Below are 12,811 nucleotides of genomic sequence, written 5' to 3'. Positions count from 1 at the left end.
TCTAATTCGTTTTCACAAATTTCGAATACTTCTGCATCTGCTTCTTTTAGGTTTGCGTTTGATATATAGTTCATTTTATAACCTTCTTTTTTATGATATTTCTAATATTTTAAAGAAGTATAACAAAAATTTAAAATCTACACAATCCAGATATTGCTAAAAGTACTTTAATAAATACAAAAATAAAAAATGATAAACTACACAAAGCAAAATAAATACTAAAAATAGTATAAAATAATAACAAAGGTCTAAAATTGATTGAATTAACACAACTTTTACTTTTTATTGGAGCCGCATTTTTATTATGTTTAGCACCTGGTCCAGATAATATTTATGTATTAACACAAGGAATGACAAAAAGTAAAAAAGCAGCAATAATTACTACTCTTGGACTTTGTTCAGGTTTGATTATTCATACAAGTGCAGCGGCATTAGGAATTTCTGTAATATTTAAAACATCGGAATTGGCTTTTAATATTGTAAAATATGCGGGTGCGGCTTATTTACTTTATATTGGATATCAAGCTTTCAAATATAGAAATCTTCCTTTAGATTTAAATGTGGAAAATTCTAGTTCACAATTAAAAAAGTTATTTGTAAAAGGCTTTATTATGAATATATTAAATCCAAAAGTTTCAATCTTTTTCTTAGCATTTCTACCACAGTTTGTAAATACACAAACAGGAAATGTACCAATGCAAATGATTACTTTAGGAATTATATTTATGATTATGACAGTTATTGTATTTTCTGGTATTGGAATTGCAGCAAATATTTTAAGTTCTAGATTACAAAGTAATCCAAAAATTGTAAAATATATGAATATTATGACTTCAACTGTATTAGTTGGTCTTGGAATAAAACTAGCTCTATCGCAACGATAGAACTAGTAATCTTTTTATTTAGTTTCTAAGTCTTTTTCTACCTTAATTAGTTCAACAACACCATCATACATATCTTGTACGCATTGAACTTCTGTTACGCCTAATCTTCTTTTATTAGAAATATCATAAACTCCACCAAGACTTTGTGAATGTTCACCATTTATTCCTCTAATTTGTAAATGATATTTATTTGTAATTTTTTCAAATTTTTTATAATCATTTGCTAAATTTGGGACTTTTATATGTACGCTAGCTCTTAAAGCTGTTCCTAAATTTGTAGGGCAACTTGTAATATATCCTAGGTGTTTATTATATGAAAATTCTATTTTTTCTTCTATTTTTGAAATTGCACTTGTTAATCTTTGGAAAACCTCTTTAATATCTCCACCTTTTTGCATTGATATTATTCTTAATTGGTCTTCTTCATTAACCCAAACTAAAAAAGTTTTTTCATCATTATGATAAATACCTCTTCCCTTTGGCCATTGTCTATTAAGTCCAGCAGCTTCTAAAAACCTATCACCTGCTTTGAATAAAAAATGATCTTCAATTAGCTTATGAGCAACTTCTTCACTCATTCCATCTAATGGATAGTATTTTCCTTGAAGTTTATCTTCAAGGCTAGTTAAAGCTTTAGATGCTTGATTCTCAACTTCATTTCTTTGTTCTTGACTAATTGCAGGTCCTAGTGGAATATTTGCAATATTTCTTCCTACTCTAATTCTTGTAGAAAGAATATATTTATTTTCAGGGTCTGGATTTGGTGCATTTAAATCATCTGCATTTAAATTACTAATATGTAAATTTTTTTTTTCAAAGCCATGATACTCTTTAATAATTGGATCAAAAAGTGATGAAAATATTGAATAAGATTCAATATCTCCCGCATAAACACCAATTCCACTATCACTATTTTGAACTCCTGAAGCAATTGCATCATTTAAAGTAAAACCCCATGGAGTTGTTTTATCTTTTAACTCTTCAAAAACTTCTTTTGTTAAATATTTCGATAATAATGATTTACAATCACTTGGGAAATTCGGGTATTTATTAGCTTTATTCATATTAATTATCTTACTTGACCTTGTCCATAGATTTTGTATTTAAATGTTGTTAAATCATTGATTCCCATTGGACCTCTTGAGTGAAGTTTATTTGTAGAAATTCCTACTTCCGCACCTAAACCAAATGCACCACCATCTGTAAATCTTGTACTTGCATTTGCATATACACAAGCTGCATCTACTTGATCTAAGAATTTATTTACAGCAGTATAGTTTTCACTTAAAATAGACTCAGAGTGACCTGAACCATATTTTGCAATATGCTCAATTGCTTCATCTACATTTTTAACTACTTTTATATTTAAAATATTTGCTAGATATTCTGTATTATAATCTTCATCTGTTGCAATTTTTACATTTATATACTTAGCTGTTTCTTCACAACCTTTAAGAAGTGTTCCTTTTTCTATAAATGCATCGTATAATCCTGGAAGAATATAAGCTGCAATTTCTTCATGTATTAAAAGAGTTTCCATAGCATTACAAACACCTGGTCTTTGACATTTTGCATTAATTGCAATATCTATAATTCTGTTATGTGCTGCATGTTTATCTACAAAAATATGACATAAACCTTTATCATGTTTAATAACTGGAATTGAAGAATTTTGGCTTATATATTTGATTAGTGCTTCTCCACCTCTTGGAATTATTAAATCTACATATTTATCTTCTTTGATAAGTTTAGCAACACCTTCTCTTGAAGAATCAGGTAATAATGAAATAGCTTGTTCAGGTAATTTATTTTTTGCTAGTACTTGTCTTAAAATATTTGCAATTGCTTTATTTGAGTATTCAGCTTCTTTCCCACCTTTTAAAACACAAACATTCCCACTTTTAAAGCAAAGTGCTGCTGTATCACTTGTAACATTTGGACGACTTTCATAAATAATACCAATTACACCAATTGGTACTGATATTTTTTTAATATCTAAACCATCTTCTGTAATCCAACCTTCTAAAGTTCGTCCAACTGGTTCTTTTTGATCTGCTATTTGTCTAATGGCTAAAGCCATATCTTCAACTCTTTGTCCTGTTAATAATAATCTATCAAGTAGCGCACTACTTAATTTATTTATTTTTCCTTCTTTCATATCTTTATTATTATGTTCTATTATATAATCACAGTGTGCAATAAGCGCATCTGCCATTTCTCTTAAAACCTTGTTTTTAGTATGTGCGTCAAGGTTTGCAATAGTTCGGCTTGTTTTTTTTGCCTCTTCTAAAAATTGTTGCATAGTTTATTCCTATATTTCTTTTATTATTTTAATTATAGCGAATTTATTTTAATTAATAATTTGGAGTATTAGATATTAATGTAGATTAATAAAGGACTAAGATTTAATATGTAGTTAAAATATAAAGAGAGAGTTTCTCTTATATCTTAACTACATATCTTCCTACTGCTCTTCCTGCTAATAATAATTTATATGCATTTTTAATTTCATCTAATGAAATTTCATTTGTAATGTTATCTAAAGTAGTGATTTTCCATCTACTTGCAATTTTTTCCCAAGCTGCCTGTTTCTTTTCAAGTTTACATTCAACTGAATCAATACCTATTAATCGTATACCTCTTAAAATAAAAGGGAATACATTTGTATTTAATTCATGAGAAGATGAAAGTCCACAACAAGTTGCAACTCCATCATATTTTATGTATTTTAATGCATTTGCTAATATTTCACCACCAACAGTATCTATTACTCCTGCATATCTTTCGTTCATCATTGTTTTTTTAGATTCTTCATTAAAAATATTTCTAAGTATAACTTCTTTAGCACCAATATTTTTTAAATAATCTATTTTTTCTTCTTTCCCAGAAATTGCAACTACAGAAAATCCGATTTTACTTAAAATCGAAACAGCAATAGAACCTACTCCTCCTGTTGCTCCTGTTACGAGAATTTCTCCATCTTCTGGCTTCACACCATTTTCTATTAATTCATTTATACTTAAAGCTGCAGTTAATCCTGCTGTTCCAAAAGTCATTATTTCTTTATCTGTTATAGAATCAGGAATTCTAGCTACCCATAAAGCTGGTACTTTTACAAATTCAGCGTGTCCTCCATTTGTATTCATTCCCATATCATAACCTGTTACAAGTACACGCTCACCTGCTTTAAATATTTTAGAAGTGGATTCATATACAACACCAGCTACATCAATTCCTGTAATATGTGGAAAATTTTTAGTAACTCCTGGATTTCCCACAGAACTTAATGCATCTTTATAATTTAATGAGGAATAAGATACTTTTATAACAATTTCATCATCTGCACATTTAGGTATTTCTACTTCTTGTATATCAGCTTCAAACTCTCTATCCGCTATTTTTTTTACTACAAATGCTTTCATGAAAATTCCTTTTAATTTATTTACTTATATTAAGAGTTTAATAAATCTTTTAAACTATCTTTAGGATTTTTACCATCAAGTATTAGTTTAACTTCGTTTGCTATTGGTGTATAAATATTAAATTCTTTTGATAATTTATGAATTGCTTCTGATGTTTTTACACCTTCAGCAACTTCTCCTAATTCTTCTAATATTTCTTGTAATTTTTTATTTTCTGCAAGTCCTAATCCAACCCGATAATTTCTACTCATATTAGAACTAGCCGTCAAAAATAAATCCCCAGCTCCACTTAATCCAATAAATGATGATTTTTTAGCACCAAAATGCTTACCAAATCTCTGCATTTCAACTAAACCTCTTGCGATTAAAGATGCTTGTGCATTTTTCCCTAGATTTAAGCCCTCACAAATGCCACTTGCAATTGCAAGTACATTTTTATATGCACCAGCGACTTCAGCTCCAATTACATCAGTGCTATAATAAGTCTTAATAAAGTCTGGAAAGAAGGGTTTAAATTCATGGTAAAGTTTTTTTGAAGTAGAATTTAAAACTAAAGCACAAGGAAGACCTTGGATTACTTCAGCAGCAAATGAAGGTCCTGAAATAAAACCGATATTTTTTTCAGGTACATAATCTGCATAAATTTCATTTAGAAATTCACCAGTAGTTGCTTCAATACCTTTTGAAGCAACTAGGATTTTTTGATTTTTAAATTCAAAATTCTCTTTTAACCACTGTTTTAATTGTTGTGCTGGAATAGCGATTACTAGATAATCACAATTAAGAGCTGTTTTTAAATCTATAAAGTTTTTTATATTTCGTGGAGTCCGAGAAGTGATAAAAGTCTCTTGATTTTTAGAAAGTGCAAAGTGAAGTGCTTGACCCCATTTACCAGCACCTATTACAGCAATTTTAGGTTTATTACTCATCTTTTGTAATCCTCCTGTATTTAGATTTAGTTTAGGAAATATAAATAGAATCTTTTAAGATCCTATTTATTGTTTTAAGAAAGTCTTTGTTTTAAAAGTTCATTTACTTTAGCAGGATTTGCAGTACCTTTAGATGCTTTCATAGTTTGACCTACAAAGAATCCAAATAATTTATCTTTTCCTGCTTTATATTGTTCTACTTTATCTTCATTTGAAGCAATGATAGCATCAATAATTTCTAAAATTGCACCATCATCAGATACTTGTTTTAATCCAAGTTTTTCAATTACAGTATCAATTTCTTCATCTGGATTTTCCATTAGATAATCAAGTACTTCTTTTGCTGCTTTTCCTGAAATTGTTCCATCTTCGATTGCTTTAATCATTGTTGCTAATTTTTTAGCTCCAACAGGTGAATTTTCAATTGAAACACCTTCTTTAAATCTTGATGGTAATTCAACTGTTAACCATGTTGTTGCATTCTTACCTGTGATTCCTTCTTTCATCATTTCATCAAAGAAGTTTGCAGTTTCAAGTGAGCTTGTGATAACTGATGCATCATATTCTTTAAGACCAAAGTCTTTTATAAATCTTGCTTTTTTCTCATCTGGAAGTTCAGGAATTTTAGAGTATTTTTCTAACATTTCATCTGTAATTATTACAGGAAGTAAATCAGGATCTGGAAAATATCTGTAATCAGCAGCATCTTCTTTTCCTCTCATTGATCTAGTTTCACCAGCATCTGCATCAAAAAGTCTAGTTTCTTGAACAATTTCAGTATCATGAATACCATCTTCCCAAGCTTCAATATGTCTATTTACTTCATAATGAATTGCTTTTTCAATGAACTTAAATGAGTTCATATTTTTGATTTCACATCTAGTATTTAAATTTGTTGCACCTTTTGGTCTAATAGATACATTTACATCTGCTCTAAATGAACCTTCTTGCATATTTGCATCTGAAATTCCGATATATCTTACAATTGAGTGAAGTTTTTTAAGATATAAAATAGCTTCTTCAGCAGATCTCATATCTGGTTCTGAAACAATTTCAAGTAAAGGAGTTCCTGTTCTATTTAAATCAACTTGTGAACCTGATGATGTATGAATACTTTTTCCTGCATCATTTTCTAAGTGAGCTCTTGTAACACCAATAGTTTTTTGTCTTCCATCTGGAAAATCAATTACCAATTCTCCAAGTCCTACAATAGGAACTTCAAATTGAGAGATTTGATAACCATTTGGTAAATCAGGATAGAAATAATTTTTCCTATTAAATATTGATTTTTGATTAATTTTTGATTTAAGTGCAGTACCTAACATAATTGCTTTGTAAACTGCTTCTTTATTTAAAACAGGAAGCGCTCCTGGTAGTCCTAAACAAGTTGGACATACATTTGTATTTGGTTCTTCACCAAAACTTGTTGGACAAGAACAAAATAGTTTAGACTTTGTATTTAACTGTACGTGTACTTCTAAACCTATAATTACTTCAAACATCTATTTCCTTTTTCTAATTATCTTAATATTTTTATATCAGCTGTTAATTTTTGTTTTTCAAAAAAATCTTTTAAATATTTTTTTTCTCTTAATGCCATTACTTCATTAAATACTTTATTTTTTACTACTTCAAAGTCTAATATATCAGTTCCTTCTTTTTTAATAATAAAAAGTGCTGTATACATCTTATTTGCTATGAATACGGGTGTAAAAGCGTTTACAGCAGTATTATTTAAAAGATACTGCATTTGTGGGTTTAATTCTTTTATGCTAAGTTGTAAAGGAGTTCTTTGTACATCAGCAGCTTGAGCTAGTGGACTTTTAATCGTAGCTAATAAAGAAGGCTTTTTAGTTGATGTATATTGAACTACTTCTACTGTTTTAGAAGTTAGGTATTTCTTTTTATTATTCTCATAATATAATTTAACATCTTCTTCTGATGCTATTTTTAATTGACCTTGAACTAATTTTTTAATTAGTTTTTGTCTAGTTACAATTGTTTTAGCTTCTGCTTCGAATATACTATAATCTGGATATTTTTGTCTTACAATAGATTTAAATGTTAAAAGATCCATGTTATTTGATGCGGCAAGTTTTTCGATATATGTGTTGACATCAAAAATATCTACAGAAATATTATATTTTTTAATTAATTGTTTATATAATACTTCATCAACTAATAAACCAACTGCTTGATTTTTATCAATATTTTTATTAACCATTGCTTGGTCAATATCATAAAGTGTAATTGGGTCATCATTTACAGTAAGTGCAATACCATTTATTATTCCAGCAAATGATAAAGTCGAACTAAATAAGAATGCTAATAAAAATTTATACATTATAATTCCTTTGTTTATTAAAACAGACATTTTACCTAAATAATGGTAAATATCTGTTTTGACAAAAAAAGAATTAAATATTTTTTGCTTTTGTACATCTATTTATAAGATAAAATATTGAATTATAATCTAAACCTGAGTGTTCTGATAATCCAATTTCACATGTTTTTGAAGTAGAAAATGCATATTTAGCATTTTTAATACTTTTTGGTAAATCTCTTAATGCTGATTCATTTAATTCAGGATAATTAAACCCTCTATCCCCTGCGAAACCACAACATTTTACATCAGGTGGAATAATTACATCTGTTGAACACATTAATGCTAATTGTTTAAATTTGTCCTCTAATCCCATTTTTCTTGAACTACATGTCGTATGAATTGTAATAGGTTCATTTATTGGTGTAAATTCTAAATCATTAGATAAAAAATCAAGGGCAAATTCGATTGGTTCATAAAGTTTTATATTACTTTTAAATTTCTCAACCATTGTTTTTGTACAAGGACTCATATCACAAAGAACTGGATATTCTCCATTATTTGTAGCTTTGATTAGAGCTTTTTCTAATTGACTTGATTTAGCATTTCCAGCTTCATTAAATCCTTTTGATGAAAATGGCATTCCACAACAAAGGTTAGGTAAATCTTCTGGGAAAATTATTTGGTAACCAGCTTTTTGTAATAATTCAACAGTTACATCAAATAATTGTTTTTCTTCTTTACTAATCGCACTTAATCCCATTGTTCTATTTATACATGATGGGAAATAAACTACTTTTTTACTTAAAACTTTTTGTTCAAAATTAGTATCAATAGTAATAGGTTTTGGTAATGTTGCATCCCATTTAGCAATTTTGTTTTTAGAAAAATCTCTCATAGTTGAAGAAATACTTTCCATACTAGCTGTTCCTAATAATTTATGAACCATATTAGCTCCACCTAACCCAAACTTCATACTTGTTAAAGTCATCGAGAAGTTATTTGCTACAAAATTTGCTACTTTTTTTGCACTTGGGCTTAATTGTTCAGCTCTTAAATGCTTAGTTAAACTTCCTGTATCAATTTTTACAGGACAAGCTGATGAACAAAGTGAACAAGTTGCACACGTTTCTATTCCATCATATTGATATAAATCTCTATATTCTTTAGCTTCTTTGTCTTCACCTAATCTTTCTAGTCTTGAAATTTCTCTGTTTATTACAATTCTTTGTCTTGGTGTTAAACTTAAATCATTTGATGGACAAGAAGGTTCACAAAATCCACACTCAATACATTTATCGACAATTTCATTAGTTGCTGGCATTGCTTTTAGATTTTTCAAGTGAGCTTCTTGGTCATCATTTATAATAACACCTGGATTTAATAAACCTTTTGGATCAAATAAACATTTGATTTTTTTCATCATAACATAGGCATCATTTCCCCATTCAACTTCAATGAATGCAGCCATATTTCGACCTGTTCCATGTTCTGCTTTTAAGCTTCCTTGGTATTTAACAGCAACTGAATTTACAACATCATTCATAAACTCATCATATCTTTTAATCTCTTTTACATCTGAGAAATCTTGAGTAAATACAAAGTGGAAGTTTCCTTCAAGTGCATGTCCAAAGATTAAAGCTTCAGTATATCCGTGCTTTTTAAATAAATCTTGTAATTCTAATGCAGCTTGGGCAAGACATTCAATTGGATAAGCAACATCTTCAATAATTACAGTTGTTCCAGTTTCTCGAACGGCTCCAACAGCTGGGAATAAACCTTTTCTAATTTTCCAATAAAGTGTATATTCAGCTACATCTTTTGTAAAGTAAATATCTCTTACAACATCAAACTCTTTAAGTTGTTCTTGAATTTGTGCAGTTTGTATATCAAGTTGTTTTGCTGATTTTGCTCTTGTTTCAATTAATAAAGCTGTAATATTCTCATCAAAATCTTTAATAAAATCAGGCATAGCTGGATCATTTTCAATACTTGCAAGAGCTGCTCTATCCATTAACTCAGCAGCATCAACAATAATAGTTTTTTCATCACGTGCTAATTTCAATTTTACAACAGCAGTACAAGCTTCTTCCATATTTTTAAAATAGATTAAAGCTGTTGCCTTATCTTTTAAATCTTCAACTGTATAGTAAGTAATTTCTTCAATAAATGCTAAAGTCCCTTCACTACCAATGATTAAGTGTTCTAAAATTTCAAATTCATCATCAAAATCAATTAAAGAATTTAATGAGTAACCACATGTATTTTTGATTTTGAATTTTCGCTCAATTTTTGCTCTTAACTCTTCATTATCTTTTGTACTTTGTGAGAACTCTTTTAAGTCTTTTAAAAATTTCCCATGAGATTGTTTAAAAGCATTTTTACTTTCAGTACATCCTGTATCTAGTTTTGTTCCATCAGAAAAGATTAGTTTCATTGATTTTAATGTTTTATATGAATTTTGAGAAACACCACAACACATTCCAGATGCATTATTCGCAGCAATTCCACCAATCATAGCAGCGTTGATACTTGCAGGATCTGGACCAATTTTTTTTGAATATGGAGCAAGGAGATTATTTACTTGCGCACCTGTTAATGCTGGTTGTAATGAGATATAGCTTTTATCTTCAGATATTTTAAAATCTGTGAACTTTCTTGAAGTTACTATCAAAATTGAATCTGAAATTGCTTGACCTGAAAGTGAAGTACCAGCTGCTCTAAATGTAATACTTAATTCTAATTCATTTGCTAATTCAATAATATCTTGAACTTCTTTTGAATTATCAGTTTTGATTACAATTTTTGGAATTAATCTATAAAAAGATGCATCAGTTCCATAAGCTAGTGTATGTAATTTATCAGTGAAAATATTATCAACTGAAATTTTCTTTGAAATTTGATTATAAAAATTTAAATATTTACCGTCTAACATTTTATATCCTTTAAGTTTATTATATTTGCTATATGAAAAAAAAGGATTAATATTACTCTAGTCTTGGTACTGTATATATTCTTTGTTGTTTATCATAAATAAAAGCAAACATTTTATCTTTTATTTTAAAAATAATATTACTGATTAATTTAAAATAACTTTTATCTTTCATTTTACTTCTCTTATTGATTTTATGTAAAAGGCGAGCGCCTTTTACTATAAGTTATGAACTAGCACTTATTCCAAATAGTTCTGGATAAAATACTAATAATACTAAAACAGTTACTTGAATAAAAATAAATGGTAACACACCTTTATAAATATCAATTGTTCTTACACTACTTGGAACAACACCTTTTAGATAGAAAAGGGAGAACCCAAATGGTGGTGTTAAAAAAGATGTTTGTAAATTCATTGCAATTAATATTGCAAACCAAACAGGATTTATATCTAAATTCATTGCAATAGGAACAAGAATAGGAACAATAATATATGATATCTCAACGAAATCAATAAAGAATCCTAAAACAAAAATTGCTAACATTGTGAATAAAATAAATGCAAATTTTTCATCACCAGGTAAGTTCATCATAAAGTGTTCAACTAATTCATCTCCACCTGTATAAGTAAATACCATAGAGAATGCTGTTGCACCAATTAAGATACCAAATACCATTGAAGTAATTTTTACTGATTCAAAAGCTGCTTCTTTTACCATATCAAATGAAAAACTTCTATATGCAATTGCTAAGAATACTGCTCCAATACACCCTACTGCTGAAGATTCCGTTGGTGTTGCAACTCCTGCAAAAATTGAACCTAAAACCATAATTATAAGAGTAAGTGAAGGAATAATTGCCATTAATGCAACCATTACTTGTTTTTTCTTAGAACCTCTTGATTCATCTTTTGGAATAGCTGGTGCCATATCTTTTTTGAAATATGAAATAATTAAAATAAATAAGATATATGCAGCAATAAGTGCAAGACCTGGTCCAATAGCTGCTTGGAATAAATCACCAACTGGTACTTGGAAAACATCTCCTAGGATGATTAAAACAATAGATGGTGGAATGATTTGTCCTAATGTTCCAGAAGCACAAATAGTACCTGTTGCTAATGGAACATTGTATTTGTATTTCATCATAACAGGAAGTGAAATAACTCCCATTGCAACAACTGATGCTCCAACAACACCTGTAGATGCTGCTAATAAACTTCCTACTAAAACAGTTGAAATTGCAACTCCACCTCTGATTTCACCAAATAAGAATCCCATAGATTCTAAAAGTTTTTCAGCAAGTCCAGTTTTTTGTAAAATAATACCCATAAAAATAAACATAGGTACAGCCATTAAGATAGTATTTTGCATTATTGACATTATTCTATAAGGCATAAAATCAAACATAGAAAGACCCTCTTCTATACCTTCAAAAATACTCATAAATCCATCATCAAAACCAATCTCAACGATTCCTGCAATTATTCCAAAAAGTAAAGAAACTGCTGCAAAAGTAAATGCTACTGGAAAACCAAATAGTAACATTCCTAGTGCAGCAAAGAACATAAGAATACCAATCATTTGTTTTCTCCTTTTTCATCAATATCAACTATATGATGTTTATGTTCATTTAATTGACTTTTTAAATTATCAATTTCATTTTTTATGTGACCTTTTTCTGTAGGATGATTACCTTTATATACATTTAGATTTTTTATGAAAAAACCAATTGTTGTAATAATAAGGAAGAAAAATGACATAGGTATAAGAGATTTTACAATCCATCTATTTGTAAGTCCACCTGGATCACCACTTTGCTCATTTGAGTTATAAGCTTCTACAACATAAGGTATTGATTCAATACCTATTAATAAAGCAACTGGCAAAATAAATAAAATCGCCCCAATCATATTTATTCTTGCTTTTTTCTTTTCAGTTAATCTATCGTAGATTAAGTCAACTCTAACATGTGCATCTTCTTTTAAGGTATAAGAAATACCTAATAGAATAATTACAGAGAATAGATGCCATTCCATCTCTTGCATAGCAATACTTCCTGATCTAAAAAAATATCTCATTACAACATCATAAGATACATTTAAAATCATTAATACCATTACGATTGCAGTAAAAGCCCCTACAATATTGGCAAATTTATCAAAACCGCGCTCTAGTTTTAACAGCATAATAATCCTTTTTGAAATTTACAATAAGTTAAGTAAACGTAGTATTTTATACATTTAGTAAACTTATTATATCTATATATAGTTTTAAATTAGTTTTAATTAAGTTTTCTAACCCTTTATAAAGGGTTAGA

General features: G+C 28.7%; 10 protein-coding genes. 1 reads left to right on the top strand and 9 read right to left on the bottom strand.

All coding sequences use genetic code 11. The features are described 5' to 3' along the window. The first annotated feature begins 254 nt into the window (after positions 1 to 254). Positions 255 to 884 carry a LysE family translocator gene (locus D9T19_RS08320; protein WP_121627765.1) on the top strand — a complete coding sequence of 210 codons (630 nt, stop codon included), beginning with the start codon at positions 255 to 257 and terminating at the stop codon, positions 882 to 884. Between the two features lie 14 nt (positions 885 to 898). On the opposite strand, the gene D9T19_RS08315 is transcribed toward D9T19_RS08320, so the two are convergent. From D9T19_RS08315 to D9T19_RS08275, 9 genes are all read right to left on the bottom strand, one after another. Beyond that, on the bottom strand, positions 899 to 1,948 hold the full coding sequence (locus D9T19_RS08315; protein WP_121627764.1) for a phosphagen kinase: 1,050 nt from the start codon (positions 1,946 to 1,948) through the stop codon (positions 899 to 901). Positions 1,949 to 1,953: 5 nt separating this feature from the next. Continuing rightward, on the bottom strand, positions 1,954 to 3,186 hold the full coding sequence (locus D9T19_RS08310) for a glutamate-5-semialdehyde dehydrogenase (RefSeq protein WP_121627763.1): 1,233 nt from the start codon (positions 3,184 to 3,186) through the stop codon (positions 1,954 to 1,956). 139 nt (positions 3,187 to 3,325) lie between these two features. Further along, complete coding sequence (locus D9T19_RS08305) at positions 3,326 to 4,306, bottom strand: YhdH/YhfP family quinone oxidoreductase (RefSeq protein WP_121627762.1); 981 nt, start codon at positions 4,304 to 4,306, stop codon at positions 3,326 to 3,328. Between the two features lie 29 nt (positions 4,307 to 4,335). After that, positions 4,336 to 5,235 carry an NAD(P)H-dependent glycerol-3-phosphate dehydrogenase gene (locus D9T19_RS08300; RefSeq protein WP_121627761.1) on the bottom strand — a complete coding sequence of 300 codons (900 nt, stop codon included), beginning with the start codon at positions 5,233 to 5,235 and terminating at the stop codon, positions 4,336 to 4,338. A 74-nt stretch (positions 5,236 to 5,309) separates the two neighbouring features. Then, positions 5,310 to 6,737 carry an Asp-tRNA(Asn)/Glu-tRNA(Gln) amidotransferase subunit GatB gene (gene gatB / locus D9T19_RS08295; RefSeq protein ID WP_121627760.1) on the bottom strand — a complete coding sequence of 476 codons (1,428 nt, stop codon included), beginning with the start codon at positions 6,735 to 6,737 and terminating at the stop codon, positions 5,310 to 5,312. Between the two features lie 17 nt (positions 6,738 to 6,754). After that, positions 6,755 to 7,579: a SurA N-terminal domain-containing protein gene (locus D9T19_RS08290; RefSeq protein WP_121627759.1), complete on the bottom strand. Its 825-nt coding sequence runs from the start codon at positions 7,577 to 7,579 to the stop codon at positions 6,755 to 6,757. 73 nt (positions 7,580 to 7,652) lie between these two features. Further along, on the bottom strand, positions 7,653 to 10,493 hold the full coding sequence (locus D9T19_RS08285; RefSeq protein ID WP_121627758.1) for an FAD-binding and (Fe-S)-binding domain-containing protein: 2,841 nt from the start codon (positions 10,491 to 10,493) through the stop codon (positions 7,653 to 7,655). Positions 10,494 to 10,716: 223 nt separating this feature from the next. After that, positions 10,717 to 12,075 carry a TRAP transporter large permease gene (locus tag D9T19_RS08280; RefSeq protein ID WP_121627757.1) on the bottom strand — a complete coding sequence of 453 codons (1,359 nt, stop codon included), beginning with the start codon at positions 12,073 to 12,075 and terminating at the stop codon, positions 10,717 to 10,719. Further along, the gene (locus tag D9T19_RS08275; protein ID WP_205588702.1) at positions 12,072 to 12,680 is read right to left on the bottom strand and encodes a TRAP transporter small permease subunit; all 609 of its coding nucleotides are present in this window, start codon (positions 12,678 to 12,680) and stop codon (positions 12,072 to 12,074) included. The genes D9T19_RS08280 and D9T19_RS08275 overlap by 4 nt, the downstream gene beginning before the upstream one ends. Positions 12,681 to 12,811 lie beyond the last annotated feature (131 nt).

Origin of the sequence: Poseidonibacter antarcticus, assembly GCF_003667345.1 — a bacterium.
Taxonomy (GTDB): Bacteria; Campylobacterota; Campylobacteria; order Campylobacterales; family Arcobacteraceae; genus Poseidonibacter; species Poseidonibacter antarcticus.
Note: the sequence above shows the minus strand (reverse complement) of the source record. Positions and strands in the feature narration are given on the sequence as shown.

Excerpts from the sequence above, each read along its gene's own strand:
- D9T19_RS08280 (WP_121627757.1), bottom strand. The coding sequence starts at position 12,075 with ATGATTGGTATTCTTATGTTCTTTGCTGCACTAGGAATGTTACTATTT.
- D9T19_RS08310 (WP_121627763.1), bottom strand. The coding sequence starts at position 3,186 with ATGCAACAATTTTTAGAAGAGGCAAAAAAAACAAGCCGAACTATTGCA.
- D9T19_RS08305 (WP_121627762.1), bottom strand. The coding sequence starts at position 4,306 with ATGAAAGCATTTGTAGTAAAAAAAATAGCGGATAGAGAGTTTGAAGCT.
- D9T19_RS08300 (WP_121627761.1), bottom strand. The coding sequence starts at position 5,235 with ATGAGTAATAAACCTAAAATTGCTGTAATAGGTGCTGGTAAATGGGGT.
- gatB (WP_121627760.1), bottom strand. The coding sequence starts at position 6,737 with ATGTTTGAAGTAATTATAGGTTTAGAAGTACACGTACAGTTAAATACA.
- D9T19_RS08285 (WP_121627758.1), bottom strand. The coding sequence starts at position 10,493 with ATGTTAGACGGTAAATATTTAAATTTTTATAATCAAATTTCAAAGAAA.
- D9T19_RS08315 (WP_121627764.1), bottom strand. The coding sequence starts at position 1,948 with ATGAATAAAGCTAATAAATACCCGAATTTCCCAAGTGATTGTAAATCA.
- D9T19_RS08275 (WP_205588702.1), bottom strand. The coding sequence starts at position 12,680 with ATGCTGTTAAAACTAGAGCGCGGTTTTGATAAATTTGCCAATATTGTA.
- D9T19_RS08290 (WP_121627759.1), bottom strand. The coding sequence starts at position 7,579 with ATGTATAAATTTTTATTAGCATTCTTATTTAGTTCGACTTTATCATTT.